At 67.9% G+C, this 16,093-nt stretch carries 13 protein-coding genes; 1 reads left to right on the top strand and 12 read right to left on the bottom strand.

Annotation, left to right across the window (positions count from 1 at the left end):
• Nucleotides 1-29 precede the first annotated feature (29 nt).
• The 6 genes from OOJ98_RS23650 to OOJ98_RS23625 form a co-directional block, all read right to left on the bottom strand.
• Nucleotides 30-1,820: an ABC transporter ATP-binding protein gene (locus OOJ98_RS23650; RefSeq protein WP_267056942.1), complete on the bottom strand. Its 1,791-nt coding sequence runs from the start codon at nucleotides 1,818-1,820 to the stop codon at nucleotides 30-32.
• Between the two features lie 2 nt (nucleotides 1,821-1,822).
• Nucleotides 1,823-2,878 carry an iron-siderophore ABC transporter substrate-binding protein gene (locus tag OOJ98_RS23645; RefSeq protein ID WP_267056941.1) on the bottom strand — a complete coding sequence of 352 codons (1,056 nt, stop codon included), beginning with the start codon at nucleotides 2,876-2,878 and terminating at the stop codon, nucleotides 1,823-1,825.
• Nucleotides 2,879-2,984: 106 nt separating this feature from the next.
• Nucleotides 2,985-3,830 (bottom strand): ABC transporter ATP-binding protein, encoded by an 846-nt coding sequence (locus OOJ98_RS23640; protein WP_267056940.1) that lies wholly within the window; start codon nucleotides 3,828-3,830, stop codon nucleotides 2,985-2,987.
• A 39-nt stretch (nucleotides 3,831-3,869) separates the two neighbouring features.
• Nucleotides 3,870-4,931, bottom strand: coding sequence for an iron chelate uptake ABC transporter family permease subunit (locus OOJ98_RS23635; protein ID WP_267056939.1), 1,062 nt, complete (start codon nucleotides 4,929-4,931; stop codon nucleotides 3,870-3,872).
• Nucleotides 4,928-5,986: an iron ABC transporter permease gene (locus OOJ98_RS23630; RefSeq protein ID WP_267056938.1), complete on the bottom strand. Its 1,059-nt coding sequence runs from the start codon at nucleotides 5,984-5,986 to the stop codon at nucleotides 4,928-4,930. The genes OOJ98_RS23635 and OOJ98_RS23630 overlap by 4 nt, the downstream gene beginning before the upstream one ends.
• A 225-nt stretch (nucleotides 5,987-6,211) precedes the next feature.
• Nucleotides 6,212-7,579, bottom strand: coding sequence for a lysine N(6)-hydroxylase/L-ornithine N(5)-oxygenase family protein (locus tag OOJ98_RS23625; RefSeq protein ID WP_267056937.1), 1,368 nt, complete (start codon nucleotides 7,577-7,579; stop codon nucleotides 6,212-6,214).
• Between the two features lie 262 nt (nucleotides 7,580-7,841).
• Here OOJ98_RS23625 and OOJ98_RS23620 point away from each other — a divergent pair, with 262 nt between their 5' ends.
• Nucleotides 7,842-8,789: a methionyl-tRNA formyltransferase gene (locus OOJ98_RS23620; RefSeq protein ID WP_267056936.1), complete on the top strand. Its 948-nt coding sequence runs from the start codon at nucleotides 7,842-7,844 to the stop codon at nucleotides 8,787-8,789.
• 124 nt (nucleotides 8,790-8,913) lie between these two features.
• Here the strand turns inward: OOJ98_RS23620 and OOJ98_RS23615 are convergent, their stop codons facing one another.
• The 6 genes from OOJ98_RS23615 to OOJ98_RS23590 form a co-directional block, all read right to left on the bottom strand.
• Nucleotides 8,914-9,897, bottom strand: coding sequence for a hypothetical protein (locus OOJ98_RS23615; RefSeq protein WP_267056935.1), 984 nt, complete (start codon nucleotides 9,895-9,897; stop codon nucleotides 8,914-8,916).
• Nucleotides 9,898-10,052: 155 nt separating this feature from the next.
• Complete coding sequence (locus OOJ98_RS23610) at nucleotides 10,053-10,325, bottom strand: helix-turn-helix domain-containing protein (RefSeq protein WP_267056934.1); 273 nt, start codon at nucleotides 10,323-10,325, stop codon at nucleotides 10,053-10,055.
• Complete coding sequence (locus OOJ98_RS23605) at nucleotides 10,322-10,942, bottom strand: hypothetical protein (protein WP_267056933.1); 621 nt, start codon at nucleotides 10,940-10,942, stop codon at nucleotides 10,322-10,324. Before OOJ98_RS23605 ends, OOJ98_RS23610 begins: the two co-directional genes overlap by 4 nt.
• A 126-nt stretch (nucleotides 10,943-11,068) precedes the next feature.
• Complete coding sequence (locus tag OOJ98_RS23600) at nucleotides 11,069-13,099, bottom strand: hypothetical protein (RefSeq protein WP_267056932.1); 2,031 nt, start codon at nucleotides 13,097-13,099, stop codon at nucleotides 11,069-11,071.
• Nucleotides 13,100-13,544: 445 nt separating this feature from the next.
• Complete coding sequence (locus OOJ98_RS23595) at nucleotides 13,545-14,426, bottom strand: hypothetical protein (RefSeq protein ID WP_267056931.1); 882 nt, start codon at nucleotides 14,424-14,426, stop codon at nucleotides 13,545-13,547.
• Nucleotides 14,423-16,021 carry a hypothetical protein gene (locus OOJ98_RS23590; protein ID WP_267056930.1) on the bottom strand — a complete coding sequence of 533 codons (1,599 nt, stop codon included), beginning with the start codon at nucleotides 16,019-16,021 and terminating at the stop codon, nucleotides 14,423-14,425. Before OOJ98_RS23590 ends, OOJ98_RS23595 begins: the two co-directional genes overlap by 4 nt.
• Nucleotides 16,022-16,093 lie beyond the last annotated feature (72 nt).

The raw sequence follows: 16,093 nt of genomic DNA, 5'->3' as shown, positions 1-16,093 counted from the left end.
AAGGTAACCCTAACCTAAATTAGGGTTACCTAACTACCCTCTCTCCAGGCCCTCCAGAGACGGGCGTAGCGGCCGCCCAGGGCCACCAACTCCTCGTGCGTGCCCTGCTCCGCGACGCGCCCCGCGTCGAGCACGGCGATCCGGTCGGCGGCCATGGCCTGGGTGAGCCGGTGGGCCACGAACAGCGTGGTGCGGCCCGCGCAGGCGGCCCGGACGGCGCGCTCCAGCTCGGCGGCGCCCTCGCTGCCGGCCTCCGCGGTCGACTCGTCGAGCACCACCACCGGCGCCCGGCCGAGCACGAGCCGGGCCAGGGCGACATGGGCGACCTTCATGCCGTCCAGCCGCTCACCGCCCTCGCCGACAGCGGTGTACAGCCCCTCGGGCAGCGCCTCGACCCAGCCGTCGGCGCCCACCGTCCGCAGCGCGTCCATGAGTTCGGCGTCGCTCGCCGCCGGTGCGGCCAGCCTGAGGTCGTCGGCGAGCGGGCCGGAGAACACATGGGTCTCCTGGGTCAGGACGCTCACCAGCGCCCGCGCCCCGACCTCGTCGAGCTCGGCCAGATCGGCCGGCCCGATCCGTACCGCGCCGGACCCGGGGGTCTCGATGCCCGCGATGAGCGCGGCGAGGGTCGTCTTGCCGGCGCCGGTCGCGCCCACGAGGGCCAGCGATCCGCCCGCGGGGATCGTCAGGGCGACGTCCCGCAGCACCGGTTCGTCGGCCCCGGGATAGGTGAAGGTCAGGCCCTCCACCGTCACCGGGTACGAAGTGCCGTCCCGCGGCGCCGCGTTCGCGTCGCCCACGAGCCGCTCCGCCGCCGGTTCGGTCAGCACCCCGACGAGCCGGGTCAGGCTCGCGCCCGACTTCTGCGCCTCGTCGAAGGTGAACATGATCGCGCCGAGCGGTGTGAACAGACGGTGGAAGACCAGCGGGGCCGCCGATACGTCGCCGAGGCTCGCGGAACCGGTCTCCAGGAGGACGTAGCCGACCACGAGGATCAGCACCAGGCCGATGAACTCGGCGCGGTTCTCCCGGCCGACGAACCGGCCGAAGAAGCGGAACACCTCGATCCCGTAGTCCCGCACCCGCCGCGAGTCGTCGGCCACCTTCTCCCGGAACTCGCCCTCCAGGCGGTACGCCCGCACCGTGTCGATGCCGTTCAGACCGCTGATCAGCGCCTGCGCGCGGTCGGCCTGGGCGAGCCGCTGCTTGCGGTAGAGGGGGGCGGAGCGCGGCAGGTACCAGCGCAGGGCGAGCGCGTAGGCGGGCAGCGCGCAGGCGCCCGCGATACCGAGCCGCCAGTCGAGGCCGAACATGCCGATGGTGGCGACGGCGACCAGGACGCCCGCGGAGAACACCGTGGGGATGGCCGAGCGGATGCCCTTGGACAGGACGGCCACGTCGTCGCCGACCCGGGACAGCACATCGCCCCGGCCGACTTGCTCGACCCGGGAGATGGGCATCCCGAGGACGGCCCGGACGGCGCCTTCGCGCAGCTGGGCCAGCAGGTCGGCGCCGAGCCGCCCGATCAGGTACGTCGACATGGCGGTGGCCGCCGCGCCGAGGAGCGCGGCGGCCACCATCACCACCCCGGTCGTGAACAGGGCCGAGCGCGGTTCGCCCGAGACCACCGCGTCGACCACCCGGCCGAGCAGCAGCACCGGAAGCATCTGCAGCGCCGCCCCGGCCACCGTGCTGAACACGGTGGCCGCCGTCAGCCACGGCACGGCGCGGCAGTTCGCCACCACCCAACGGGCCGCCTCACGGCCGCCGGTGGTGCGCAGGGTGGTGGCCGGGGTGACGCGCGTTTCGGTGGCGCTCACTACTAGCCGACCGACTTGACGAGCTGGTCGATCGCGTACGGCAGGGAGAGCAGCGTGGCCTGCGACATCGCCGCGCCGGCCGCCGGGCCCTCGCTGTCGAGGAGGTAGGACACCTTGCCGGCCTTGGCGACCTTCAGGTTGGAGAAGAGCTTGTCCTTCTTCAGTGCCTCGGTGTCGGCCTTGTCGTTGATGGCGAAGACCCGGTCGACGTCCACGAGGTCCATGCGCTCCGGGGAGAGCTGCGTGGAGAAGTCGGAGCCGGCGATCTTGTCGATCTCGGTCCGGCCCTTGAAGCCCATGCCGGCCAGGAGCTGGCCGCGGACGTCCTTGGTGGTGAACGGGGTCACCGAGTTCTTGTACCAGGAGAGCGCGACGGCGGTCTGGTTGGCGAACTCCGGGTGCGCCTTCTTCACGCCGGCGAGCTTGTCCTGGATGCCCTGGACCATCTGCTTGCCCTCGTCGGCCTTGCCGAGCGCCTTCGCGATCTGGAGGGCGTTGTCCTGCCAGGGGGCGCTGAAGGGCTCCTTCTCGGCCTTGGTGCGGCCGACCGTCGGGGCGATCTGGGAGAGCTTGTCGTAGGCGGCCTTGTCGATCTCGGAGTAGACCGCGACGATCAGGTCGGGGCGCAGGGCCGCGATCTTCTCGAAGTTGGGCCCTGCGTCACCGTTGTTCATGATGACCTCGGGCTTCGCGCCGCCCCACTTGTCCTTCACCCAGGGCCACTGCGTGTTGATGTCGGGGCTCTGGCCGGACGGGTTGGGGTACTGGTCGACCATGCCGACCGGCTTGATGCCGAACGCGAGGACTTCCTGGTCGTCGGTGTAGCCGACGGTCACGACCCGCTTGGGGGCCTTGTCTATCTTCGTGGATCCGAACGCGTGCTCAACGGTGACCGGGAAGGCACCCGATGCGGCAGGGGTGTTGGCGCCGTCGCTCTTGCCCTGGTCCGACGTGTCGGAACCGCACCCGGCCAGGAGCCCGACGCCGAGCGCCGCGGCGGCCGCGGTCGCCGCCATGCGCCGCCGGGGCTTCATACGTGTCGTTCGGTCGAGGAGCATCCGGGATCCCTTGCTTTCTTGCGGTCCGCCGCGGCCCCGCATCAGGGCAGGCACACCATTACGTGCGTAAGTAAGGTTAGCCTAGCCTAAGTTTGGGAGCGGTGCGTCAGCCGTCGAGACCCGGTACGTGGGTACGGCCGATCGGCACGATGAGCGGCCGCTCCCCCACCGGATCGTCGACCACCCGGGCCCGCAGGCCGAACGCCTCGTGGAGCAGTTCGGGGGTCACCACGTCGCGCGGGTGGCCCTGCGCGAGGACCGAACCCGCCTTCATCACGATGAGGTTGTCGCTGTAGCGCGTCGCCAGGTTCAGGTCGTGCAGCACCATGACCACCGTGCGGCCCGACTCGTGCAGGTCGTCGACCAGGTCGAGTACGTCGATGGCGTGCGCCAGGTCCAGATAGGTGGTGGGCTCGTCGAGCAGCAGGAGATCGGTGCCCTGGGCGAGGGTCATCGAGATCCAGGCGCGCTGGCGCTGCCCTCCGGAGAGCGAGTCGACGGGCCGGTCGGCCAGGTCGGAGATCCCGGTCAGGGTGAGCGCGCGCTCCACGACGGACGCGTCGTCCGACGACCACTGGCGCAGCCAGCTCTGGTGCGGATGACGGCCCCTGGCCACGAGGTCCGCCACGGTGAGCCCCTCCGGCGCGACCGGCGACTGCGGCAGCAGACCGAGCTTCCTGGCCACGTCCCGGGTCTTCAGCCGGGCGATGTCCTCGCCGTCGAGGACGACCGATCCCGAGGTGGGCCTGAGCAACCGGGTCAGGGTCCTCAACAGGGTTGATTTCCCGCACCCGTTGGGGCCGATGATGGTGGTCAGCACGCCGGGCGGGATCGTCACGTCGAGGGCGTCGATGACGGTCCGGTCCCCGTACCCGACCGTGACGCCCCTGGCCGCGAGGCGCGGAACGCCGGCGACCCCGGGCTCGGTCGCGGTGATGTACTCAACGGCCATGGCTCCCCCTCGATTAGGCTTGCCTAACCTTTCTACCATCTAGCGGCGATTGGCCCGCACCAGGAGGTAGATGAGGAAGGGGCCGCCGATCGCCGCGGTGACCACGCCGACCGGCAGCGTGACGGGCAGTGCCGTACGGGCGACGAGGTCCGAGCCGAGCAGCAGGAGCGCGCCCACCGTGGCGGACGCGATCAGCGGCGGCGTCGGATGCCTCGTCAGGCGCATCGCCACCTGCGGCGCCACCAGGGCGACGAACGGGACGGGTCCCGCGGCGCTCACGGCGAATCCGGCGAGCAGCACCGCGCACAGCAGCAGGACCGCGCGTACCAGCGCGTGCCGCACGCCGAGGCCCGCGGCCACGTCGTCGCCGAAGTGCAGCGGCTTGAACTGGAAGGCCGCGCACGCCACGACGGCGACGACGGCGAGGGTGCCCCAGAGCGCCACCCCCACCTCGCTCCACGACCGGTTGTCCAGCGAACCGACCAGCCACGCCTGGGCCCGTGCCACGTCCTTGATGTCGGCGGTGACGAGCAGCCAGGTCGTGAGCGCCTGCGTCACGGCGCTCACCGAGATGCCGATGAGGATGAGCCGGAACCCGTCGACCCCGCGCCGCCAGGCCAGGAAGTAGACGAGCAGTCCCGTGGCGAGGCCGCCGAGGAGCGCCGCGCCGGACAGGCCGACGGAGCCGGTGACCGCGGTGGCGGCACCGCCCGACACCGTCACGAGGAACACCGCGACCGTGCCGGCACCGCCGGTGATCCCGAGGATGTCCGGACTGGCCAGCGGATTGCGGGCGATGGACTGGGTGAGCGCCCCGGAGACCCCGAGGGCGGTGCCGACGACGAGCCCGGCCAGGGCCCGCGGCATCCGCAGCTCCATGATGACGAAGTGGTCGACCTGTTCGCCGCCGCCGAAGAGCGAGGCGATCACCTTGGGCAGGGGGAGCGGGAAGTCCCCGAGCGTGAGGGAGAGACAGAACAGGAAGAAGACCGCAGCCGCCAGGAGCAGCGTCACCAGCACGACCCGGGGCCGCCATACGAACGACATCCGGCCGAACCGCACACCCGGCGCGACCGCCGGCTTCACCACCGTCGTGTTCATGCGCTCTTGAACTTTCCCCGCCACACGAGGACCGCGAAGAACGGGGCGCCGAGGAGGGCGACGAGGACACCCGCGTCCAGCTCCCCCGGCCGCACCACGACGCGTCCCACGATGTCGCAGATGAGAAGGACGACCGCGCCGAGCAGGCCCGCGTACGGCACCAGCCAGCGGTAGTCGGGGCCCGCCAGGTACCGGGCCACGTGCGCCACCATCAGTCCGAGGAAGGCGATGGGGCCGCAGGCCGCGGTCGCCGCGCCCGCGAGCAGGGTGATGGCGACGATGCCCGCGGTCCGGATCAGCGTGATGTTCACGCCGAGCCCGCGTGCCACGTCGTCCCCCAGATTGAGGAGGTTGACGGAGGGCAGTACGGCCAGGGCCAGGACGAGTCCGACCACGATGAAGGCGGTCATCGGCCAGATGACGCGGAACGGCACGCCCGCCACCGAGCCGGCGTTCCAGAACCGCAGGGCGTTGAGGGCCGCCTTGTCCGAGAGGGCGACGGCCGTCGTCATCGCCGCGAGGAACACCGCGACGCCCTGCCCGGCCAGGGCGAGCGTGAGCGGGTTTCCGGCGCCCCGGCCGATGCTGGAGAGGCCGAACACGACGCCGCCGGCGAGCGCGGCGCCGAGGAAGGCGAACCACAGGTACTGGAACGGGTCGCTGAGCCCGAAGACGGATATCGCCGTCACGACGGCGAACGAGGCACCGGTGTTGACGCCCAGCAGGCCGGTGTCGGCGATGGGGTTGCGGGTGAATCCCTGGATCAGCGCTCCGCCGACGCCCAGCGCGATGCCCGCGACGATCGCGAGCACCGTCCGGGGCACCCGCACGGTCTGCACGATGAGCCGGATGTCCGTCGCCTGCTGGCCGTGGTCGCCCCCGGCGAACAGGCCGTGCCACACCTCGGCCGGCGTCAACGCCCGCGCGCCCACGGCGATGGAGACCACCGAGGCGACCACGAGGACAGCGACGACGGCCGCGAGTCCCCCGATCCTCCGTTGTCGTGCCCCGCTGATCCGGGACCGCGCCGGACGTTCCACCGTAGTCGTGCCCATGACGACCGAGGCTACCCGGGCCCGTACGGCGGGCAGTCGGGGCATCCGGCCGCCGCCGGACGGCGGGTCGCCGACCGGGCGGCGCGTACCAGGGAGCACAGGCCTTCCTTTCTCACACGGATCCGGCACGAGGTCCCGCACGTCCTCACACGGACCGCGGACGCGCCGCTGCCGTGCCTGGCCGGTGCGAACGCCCGGCAGGCACGGCATCGAAGGGGGAAACGGCTAGCGGGCCGGCTGGCCCACGGCGCCGCCGGCCTCCTCGGCCACGGACCACGGCGCGTCGGCCACGCCCTTGAGGTCACGGCCGAGGATCGAGTCGAGGATCTCGCCGACGCGTATCGCGGTGTTGGACAGCAGCGAGGAGGTGATGCCGTGGGTGTGCTCGGTGCCGCCCTGGAGGTAGATGCCGCAGCGCAGTTCGGGGCCGCTCGCCACGCGGTAGTCGCGCTCCACGCGGACGCGCCCCTGCTCGTCGCGGTGGCACAGGCCCGCGACGTCGCCGAGCAGTCCGAGCCCGTCGGCCTGGAGGTATCCGGTGGCGCAGACGACGACGTCCGCGTCGACCACGCTCTCCTCGCCGGTGACCAGGGAGGTGACGGTGGCGCGCACGCCGTCGGCGGACTCCTCGACGCCGGTGAGGCGCGAGACGTTGAGGAAGCGCAGCCGCTCCTCGCCGAGCACCTTCTCCTGGTACGCCTGGCGGTACAGGTCGTCGATGAGGTCGATGTCCACCACGGAGTAGTTGGTGTTGCCGTGATAGTCCATCAGGCGGCGCTTGACGTCGTCGGGCGCCGTGAAGTACTCGTCGACCGCCTGCGGGTCGAAGATGCGGTTGGCGAAGCTGCTGTCGTCGGCGGGGCTGTAGCCGTAGCGCGAGAAGACGGCGCAGACCTCGGCCGTGGGGAAGCGGCGGTGCAGGTAGGCGACGTTCTCCGCGGCGCTCTGGCCGGCGCCGACGACGACGAAGCGCCGGGGCTCGGTGCCCTCCAGGGCGTCGACCTTCTTGAGGAGGTCGGAGTTGTGCCAGACGCGGTCGGTGCGCTCGACACCCTCGGGCATGACGGGGCGGAGCCCGGTGCCGACGATGAGGTTGCGGGCACGGTGCACGACGACCTCGTCGCCGGAGCGCGCCGTCACGTCGACGTACTCCACCACGCCGTCGCGCAGCACGGGTTCGACGGAGACGACCTGGTGGCCGTAGGAGACCATGTCGTCGACCTTCGCCGCGGCCCACTCGAAGTAGTCGTGGAACTCGACCCGGAGCGGGAAGAGGTTCTTGTGGTTGACGAAGTCGATCAGGCGTCCCTTGCTCTGCAGGTAGCAGAGGAAGCTGTACTCGCTGGTGGGGTTCCGCAGCGTCACCAGGTCCTTCATGAACGACACTTGCATGGTCGCGTCGTCGATGAGCATGCCGCGGTGCCACCCGAAGGCCGGCTGCTGCTCGAAGAAGTGGGCGGTGACCGCCTCCTGCCTTCCGACGCGCGCGTTGTGCTCGCTCAGCGCGATCGCCATGGCCACGTTCGACGGCCCGAAGCCGATGCCGATCAGATCGTGGATCACTGGAGCGTCGCCAGGAAGAGCCTGTGACATGTCACTCCCATTCGTGCGGGACAGCCGCCCGTGGGGCGTCGTGTCGGGGGTGGGGGAAAGGGTGAGTCCCGGCGCGCACCGAGGACCGGAAGCGAGTGGAACTTAGGTGAGGCTAACCTGATTCGGGCCGCACTGTCGACCAGACATAAGGGTCATATTGCCCAGGCCTGGGTCAATCGGCCCCGGAATCGGACTCGTTGCGTTGTTAGGTAAGGCTTGCTTTACTTACCTCTGATTGTTTCGCTCTTCGAGGAGGAACCCGATGCGGGTCGTCATGTTCGGCTATCAGACCTGGGGCCATCGCACCCTGAAGGCGCTCCTGGACTCCGAGCACGACGTCGTGATGGTCGTGACGCACCCCAAGAGCGAGCACGCCTACGAGAAGATCTGGAGCGACTCGGTCGCCGAACTCGCCGAGGAGCACGGCGTTCCGGTGGTCATCCGCAACCGGCCCGACGACGAGGAGCTGTTCCAGCGACTCAAGGACGCCGACCCGGACATCATCGTCGCCAACAACTGGCGCACCTGGATACCGCCGCGCATCTACACGCTGCCCCGGCACGGCACCCTCAACGTGCACGATTCGCTGCTGCCCAAGTACGCCGGCTTCTCGCCGCTGATCTGGGCCGTCATCAACGGCGAGTCCGAAGTGGGCGTCACGGCGCACATGATGGACGAGGTGCTCGACGCCGGCGACATCGTGCGCCAGGAGGCGGTCGCGGTCGGCCCGCGGGACACCGCGACCGACCTGTTCCACAAGACGGTCGACCTGATCGCCCCGGTCACCATCGGCGCCCTCGACCTGATCGCCTCCGGGCAGACGGAGTTCGTCAAGCAGGACCGCACGCGCGCCAGCTTCTTCCACAAGCGGGCCGAGGAGGACATCCGGATCAACTGGGAGTGGCCCGCCGAGGTGCTGGAGCGGCTGGTCCGCGCCCAGTCCGCGCCCTACCCGACCGCCTTCACCTTCCACCGGGGCAGGCGCCTTGAGGTGCTCGGCGCCGTCGTGTCCGAGGGCCTGTACGGCGGGACCCCGGGCCGCGTCTTCTACCGCGAGGGCGACGGCGTGGTGATCGTCGCCGGCGCGGACGCCCGCACGGGCCGCAACCACGGCCTCGCCATCACCCGGGTACGGACCGAGGACGGCCAGGAGCTGCCCGCCGCCGAGTACTTCACGTCGATGGGCGGCTACCTCACCGCACGCCCCTGACGCCGCAGGCGTCCGCGCTCACGGCCCGCCCGGACGGTCCCGGGCGGGCCCGGGAGCACAGATGCGCTGAAGTCCCGTGCGGGCCGGGCCCCCCAGGAGCACCCGGCACACGCGGAACACACGGTCAGGACTGCTTCAGCGCCGCAGCTATTCCCTGCAGTTCTTCCAGGACGGCCACACTACGAAAGAGGGTCTGCAGGGACGTCGTTATACGCCGCGCGGGCCGCCGCAAGTGACGGCTGGCAGCGCCAAGCATGTTGATCAACGCGACCCCCTCCTGAAAGGAGGCCGGCAACCCCCGGACCTCCCAGGCGGCCATTACCATCTGTTCCAGCACTTCCTCCGCGCCCTCCGGCCACTCGGACCGGGGCACACTGCCTGTCCATTCCAGGAAGCTCCGCAACGCACCGACGTTGGTCCCCATGCGCTCGGCGAAGCGCTGAGCCGACATCTCCAAGTCCATGGTGGGCCCGTCAATGGCTTTGGCCAGGCGACTCACCACAGACATCTTCATACTCATCGAGGCTCCGGGATGACTGACACGGGCCATGTCCTCCGCGATCAGTTCCATCATCTCGCCGAGGTCCGCCATGGCAGATTCCATGTCGGCCATGTCACCGGAGAGGGCTCCCAGCTGCGCCTCGGCTTCGACGATCAAGTCGAAGACTCCGGGAAGGTCCTCGTCGCTTCCGGCTACCGAGCCCCCGGTGGGCTGAGGCCCCAGCCGCTCGAGTGAGGGCGATGTCGAAGCCGAATGCTGTTCTCCAGACGGCATTTCCGCCGCCAATAAGTCCGTCAAATGCTGCCGCACAGCTGCCGCGTCGTCCGAACGGGACGGGAGCAGGACACGAGTCGCCACTTCAAAACTTGTGAACTCATCTGCGGCGGCGACAACTTGAACCGTACATCGACCGAGCGCGTGTCGCGCTCCGAGGGCGAAGGACAGTTCTGCGTCCGATGCGCTGAGATCCACCACGACGACGTCCACTTCGGAGAGCATGCGCAGCAATTGCTGCGCAGGCAGTCCTGCCTCGGCGAGTTTATCCGCTCGCAGGAGGGTGAAACCGAGTTGTTCACAAGTGGGGCCCACGATGTCGTCGTAGAGCATGGCAGACCAACTGTGTTCCTCCGGCTGGGACGGACCGAGAGGTGTGCTTCCACATATGGCAAGGCAGGTAGGCATGGCTGACTCCTTGGTCAGGAAAGGGGAGGGGACTAAGGGCCCTGTCGACGGCCGCGCCTTCGACAGGGCGCGAGCAGACGTCAGCCGAAGAGAGTAAGTGCCACTCCGTCGGCGACCTCGTCGGCGAAGACCGGGCGTTCCTCAACGCCCAGCGCGCTCAGAAGTTCCACAGTGAGCACGCGGTGACGCCGACCGACCCGAACCACGCGGCAGGGGAAAGTACCTTGTGCTACGAGTCGGTAGGCGGTGTTCCGACACATTCCGAAGGCTCGGGCCGCCGTTCCTAGGTCAACGCTGACCGGAAGGTTGAAGATCTCGCGGAACGTCAGGGCTGCCCCTGCATCTGTGGTCATTCGGCTTCCCGGACTCGACGCAGTGAGATCCTGGCCACCTGGCGACCGCGGCCCGAATAGCCAACGCCTGTGGCCGTGTCGGCCACGCCCCAGGCCTGAGCCAACGCGCCGAGCCGCATCCCCTCCACTCGGTGAGCCGGAACCGTAATGCGCAGCGACGCCCCCAGGCCGCGGCGGTGTGGTGCGGGATCGTACTCGGCATGCCAGTGATCTCGCGGGTCGGCTTGGATGGGCGCCCCGTCGGCTCTCTCCACATCGTCCACGGCCACCACCAGGCGAACCTGACGCGAGACGTTCCACGCGCGGGAGCAGGCTGTACGCAGGACGCTGCCCCCCGGATCCTGGTCCTCCTCTTCGAGCTCTCCCAGCGCTTCGAGGTAGCAGGCGATGAGCTCGGCCTCGACATCGGCCCGTTCCGCTCGACACCGCCAGGTGATGTTGAATGCAGTGCGGCGCAGTCCGGGGAGACCGAGCCATACGACCGCCGTCGGCCAGTCAGAACCATCGGCGTCGCCGTGGAGACGTGAGGCGATCTGACGCCACAGCTGCGCGCGTGCCACGGCACACACGGAGCGGTCGTACAACAATTGACGGGCCCGTGTCAGGGGCAGCGGCACACCTTCTACTCCTAGGTCCGACTTGTCGAAGAATCGTAAGGGTGGAGTCGGATCACTGTCTGCGCACTGACGCTCAACGACGGTGAAGATGCCGGGATGAGGGGGAAGGGACATGGGTCCTCCTGATCATTCAGAGTTTGAGGTCGGGGTGGTTTGGCTACGCCAATCGGCAAGAGCACCCGCTGCCAGTTCCTTGCCAGGCACAGCGTCCGGCTCCCGATCAATGGCCAGGAGCAATCGCAGGGTCCCGGGCTGCCGGGCATCCACCAGTCCATCGAAGACCCGGCGCAATGCCCGGGTGTTGTGGTCCGCTCCGGTCACCGCGTCACACCACGCGAGGAGGGCATCACGCATCGGCGGGAATGTGAACGACTCGTTCAGGGCGTGCCCGGCGAGCTGCACCGCGCACGACGTCAATTCGACATCGGCGAGGATTCCTTCACTCCACCACCTCAGGTCTGTGCCTGCCATGCTGGGAAAGGCAATGGCCGCCAGCAGCCCTAGGACGCCGTCGGACTCTGCCCAGTCGCGCATCCGATCCAGGACGATTGCCCTGGCTCTGGAATCGCCCAGCGTAAAACGCTGTACCAGTGCGGCCTCGATCATGGCGATAGACAGATCGTCCACGTCATCACTCAGCGTCTCCACAAGCCGTTGCAGCAACAACAGGGCGCGTTCTTCCGTCAGTCCGCCGCGGGTGACGTGGCAGGCGTACGCCACCGCATGTCGCAGGGGCGCCTGGGTCGAAACGCTCCACTGTTCGAGCAGGTCAGCTCCTGTCCGTGCAGCCGGGGTGCCGTCTGCCACCGTTGCCAGGCACCAGGCAGCCACCTGAGGAGCCAGAAGCGACGGGGCCGATGCCAGTCTGGGCAGGAGCTCCATTGACCGTCCTCCTGTCGCCATCGCGATGGCGGCAACCGCTCGGCCGGCCCGCTCGATCTGCTCCGTTTCCTGATCGGGAACCGCCAGCCAGGAATGCAGCAGCGGCAAGACGTCAGCGTGATCTCGGCACACCGCCTCCCACACCGCCTCTCCCATGGACGGCCACAAGAACGACACGGTGTCCATGGCCTCGTCATCCCTCACGCAGGGCACACAGTGCGCGCCGATCCTCCGCAGGGTGTCGAGCAGGGGACGCTTGCGGACGTCGCGGGTGGAAGGGACCCGGGGACTCAGCGCGACAGGCATGTCCTTCCCCAAGGGCCGTGCAAGTCGCAGCAGAGCCTCCGCCCCTTCCGTCACCACGGAGCGGGGCAACCCTCCGTAAACACAGACGGAAAGGAGATGGGCGAGGAGTATGGGATCCGACTGAGCCCGGTAGACAACTTCGTGGCCCTCTGATCGGGCAAGCTCGCCCAGGACCTGGGATCCGACGGGCCTGCCCGCGATGCCCCGCCGCAGGACGGCTGCTGCCGCCCGTGCCGCGTGGCGAGGCGGCAGGCCGTCGGGCAGCAGTTCATCGAGCAGGCCGGCTTCAAGGGCACCCAAGCACTGGGAGAGCTTCTCCTCTCCCGAACAACCGTTCGCGAGATGCGCTGTGAAGACCATGCGCGGCGCGGGTGGAAGGTGGCGCACGATCGACATCCCCAGACGGTCTCCCAGAGTGCCTACCAGCCCTGGAGCGTCGGCCAGCACGATCACCAGACGCGCCCCCGCCTTGGCTAGGGGCTCCTCCAAGCGGGACAGGTCCCACGCCCTGAGCGCGAACGGATCACGGGGCTCCATCATCAGGTAGCCCTGCACCCCCTGGGTTCGTGGCGCCCATCGGGAAATATTGACAGCCCCGTCGACCTGGACCAGTACAGGGTTATCACTACCGTGAGCCAAGAGATTGAGAGCGTGCGACTCACGCCCTGTTCCCCGCTCTCCGACGAGCACCGCGACACCAGAGTCGAGTATCGCGAGTCCGTCTGCGAAGGAGGGCGGCGGCACAAAGCACCGTCTGGCCGCCTTGAGGTACTCCGCCCGCACAGGGCCCTGTCGCAGCGGCCCCGCGGGCCGGTCGCGACCGGTCGGGGTGCACACAACCTGCCGCTGATCGCCGGCCACGAGACCGGTATTGACCGTGCCGTGCGGAGCCACGACCACCATCTCCCTGCCGGCTAAGGCGGCAACGAGCGCGTCGAGGTCAGTTGGCGCAGGCGTCTCAGACTTCATCGTGGCTACCCCCGCCGGACCCTGGGGAAAACTCAATGGAGGTGACATGCTGACCGCCGTGAACGACACCCGTATTGATGACTCCATGTTCGGCAGTCAAGACCATCACAGGAAGAGGATCCGCCTTAAGGCCCCCCTCTCGACCCACAGGTTTCGCATCTTCCTCCCGTTGCGATCGGCGAAATGCAATGACATTGTCCACATCACGGCTCTCATCTTTGCCCATACCCCTCTGCCTTCATGATCTGAACACCCTCGAACAGCGAGGGTGTTCACCTCTCGGACAGAACGATAGTTCCGCACACTTGTCGATGCGTCCGTTCCCCCGGACCAGAAAATGCGTGACGCTGATCACCTGAGGAAGAGAGGCTGGTGGAGCACACAAAAATGGGTGAGCGTGGCGCCCCGAGGCGACACGCTCACCCATTGATTCGTACGTATTGACCTACGCAGGCGTCCCGGGAACCGGGCGACCGAGCGCGGATATCCGATCGCGCAAGAGATAGGAAATCTCCTTGCGTTCCTGATCTGTCAGCGTTCCCAGCAGCGCCGCCAATTCCTCCTGCCAGTCAGTACGCGGAGGACTCAGCAGGGCCTGATGATCAACCGCCCAGTCCAGGACCTGCGGCACTTGGTCGGGGTGCCTCAGCAGCCACAACGCCGCCAGCGACACCGGCCCGGCATGAAGTGCCTGCAGACAGAACTCGTACTCGCCGCGGCCGCTGTTCGTCCAAGAATATGTGACCCCCTCACCCTGATCCTGACCAAGGAGCAGCTCCTCGCCCGTGCCCCTGAGTCGGACGTCGAACACCCGAAAGCTCAGCCCCTCATCCAGGCGCTGCGGCACTCCGAGATGCTGCATGATCTCTGGAGCACCCAACCCATTGCCGGCGGCCGTCTGAGCTTTGGCCAAGTAGTGGAGGGCGCTGGTGAGGCGAGCTCGAACCACCTGCCATCCGTATATGGTCCGTGTACACACGACGCGGACAGGATCGTGGACCCACCACGAGACCCACAGATCCACGGATTCCCTCCCGTACACCGTGGGAAGGCCCACCGCCTGCGTGTCCACATGCTCTGCCGTATCCACCCGGAACACTTCGGTGAACTTTCCGCCCAGTCTGGGAGCCGGAGCATCGTCTGAGACGGGCAGGTGAGGCCGGGTGTCCTCCGGATCTCCACGATGCCCCAGAAGGTAATACTCCCCAGCCGGGTCCCTGAGCACCAGCGCCCAGTCGTTCGTCGCTGACCAACGGTGACTGACGATCTCACGCCAGGGTGACCTCACGGTCCGAGCATAGATACGCTCGGTGGACTCGTCGCTCATGCCGCTTCGCTCCGTTTGCAGTCCCGCCAGCTGGTGAGAGCAGCTCGTGCCGCCTCCAGCCCTGCCCAACCGACCTCGCCGGCCTCGTCCATCTCCACGAACAACCGGAATTCTCCGGATCGCATGGATCGGACCAAGAGGGCGAAGAGATTTTCCACCGCCCGATACACCGTCCTGTCCCATCGTCCCCACTCAGCCCAACGGAGCAGGGCAGAACAGGTCACTTCAAACGAAGGCTCCACATTCAACGCACGCCCTATGACTTGGATGATCAGCTCTGATTCCGGCGTCTCATCAGCGAGTTCACTAATGAACCATTGGGGGGACTGCAGTAATTGACTGAACAGCGAAAGCGTCTGCTCGCCATCGCCTGACTCCTCTCCGAGCCACTCCGAGAGCCGTCTGAACACCGTGACTTCGTTGCCGTCTTGAAACAAGCTCAGCATCGCCACCCGCACAGCAAGCAGAACTTGGTAGCTCCCCTGTTGGTCATTACCCCCGCCGCCGCTCACACCGAGCTGAAGAGTGTGAAGAAGCTGTAGAGCCAGGTCTGGACGAGCTCGCCCGAACTCCGCGCCGCACGCATATGCCACCGTTGTCCTGAGGCGGGGGTCGGACGTCCGGCTCCATCGTTGAAGGCGATAGCGCACTTCCGCCACCAGCACAGGGTCTTCGGCCGCTATGCCGAGCGCGCTCGCTGCGATGAGACGACTGGTCATGCGCTCGGACTCGGCAAGCGCCCGTATGTGGCGCAAGGCGCGCCGACCACCACCCCAGGTCGCTGCCCTGCCCATGATCTGGCCTACGGGACGGGTCAGTTCGGTGGAGTGATCCACTTCCCGGAGCCACTCCACTAGGAGTTCTGACAGTTGTCCGTACTCGCGCCATACATGCCTGAGCACCGCTTCGCCTTGCTGGTGCCGGACGAACACGATCGCTTCCGTGGTCTGCGCGTAGGCTCCCTCCGTGCGAATCTCAGGTTCCCGGCGGACTGCGCGGACGGCTTGCAACAGATCTGCCAACGACCGCCGGAAGACGAAGTCGGGGTTGGGTCGCTCCGCCTTCTCCGCGCCGGAGGCATCCGTCAAGGACAGCACCGCCGTCAGACGCCCCGCCGACAGCGCCAGCAGCCGATCGGCTTCCTCTCTCACAAGCCGGTGGTCCAACCCCTCGTAGACGCAGGTGGCCAGCAAAAAGGCAAGTGCGTCCGCATCCCCCCGCAACTCATCCAACAGATAGGTGACGTCCTGTTCGGCTCGGTAGCTCAGCCGAGCCTCGACATCGCCCAGTACCTCCGGATCCCCGTCCGCCGACACGATGGCCGTCACCAGCTCCACCACCTCTGCCGGCACCAGCTCCGGAACCAGCAAGTCGCACAACTGATGTCGCCCCTCCAGAGACCCCAACAGTCGACTCTGTTCGAGCTCATCCGGAACTGTCGCCGCGAACCGGCTATCGAACACCATCGTCGGCGGCGGCGGTATGCACATGGTGGGGCTGACATGCAGATCCTGTTCGAGTCTGCGCAGAAGAGCCGCGTCATCGGGCAGCACGATCACCATGCGCGCCTTGGCCTTTTCCAGCAATGAGCGCACGTGTCCCAAGACTCCGGGGCCCAGAGGTTGTGACGGAAACAGACCGTCCATCACATACCCGCGTACTGAGGG

The sequence above is a fragment of the Streptomyces sp. NBC_00083 genome (assembly GCF_026343295.1).
In the GTDB taxonomy this organism is placed as follows: domain Bacteria; phylum Actinomycetota; class Actinomycetes; order Streptomycetales; family Streptomycetaceae; genus Streptomyces.
The sequence above is the reverse complement of the archived record's forward strand: the minus strand, read 5'-3'. Positions and strand labels throughout refer to the sequence as shown.

Coding starts and splice junctions, on each gene's coding strand:
- OOJ98_RS23630 (WP_267056938.1), bottom strand. CDS start 5,986: ATGGGCACGACTACGGTGGAACGTCCGGCGCGGTCCCGGATCAGCGGG.
- OOJ98_RS23625 (WP_267056937.1), bottom strand. CDS start 7,579: ATGTCACAGGCTCTTCCTGGCGACGCTCCAGTGATCCACGATCTGATC.
- OOJ98_RS23635 (WP_267056939.1), bottom strand. CDS start 4,931: ATGAACACGACGGTGGTGAAGCCGGCGGTCGCGCCGGGTGTGCGGTTC.
- OOJ98_RS23610 (WP_267056934.1), bottom strand. CDS start 10,325: ATGACCACAGATGCAGGGGCAGCCCTGACGTTCCGCGAGATCTTCAAC.
- OOJ98_RS23620 (WP_267056936.1), top strand. CDS start 7,842: ATGCGGGTCGTCATGTTCGGCTATCAGACCTGGGGCCATCGCACCCTG.
- OOJ98_RS23615 (WP_267056935.1), bottom strand. CDS start 9,897: ATGCTCTACGACGACATCGTGGGCCCCACTTGTGAACAACTCGGTTTC.
- OOJ98_RS23640 (WP_267056940.1), bottom strand. CDS start 3,830: ATGGCCGTTGAGTACATCACCGCGACCGAGCCCGGGGTCGCCGGCGTT.
- OOJ98_RS23600 (WP_267056932.1), bottom strand. CDS start 13,099: ATGAAGTCTGAGACGCCTGCGCCAACTGACCTCGACGCGCTCGTTGCC.
- OOJ98_RS23595 (WP_267056931.1), bottom strand. CDS start 14,426: ATGAGCGACGAGTCCACCGAGCGTATCTATGCTCGGACCGTGAGGTCA.
- OOJ98_RS23645 (WP_267056941.1), bottom strand. CDS start 2,878: ATGCTCCTCGACCGAACGACACGTATGAAGCCCCGGCGGCGCATGGCG.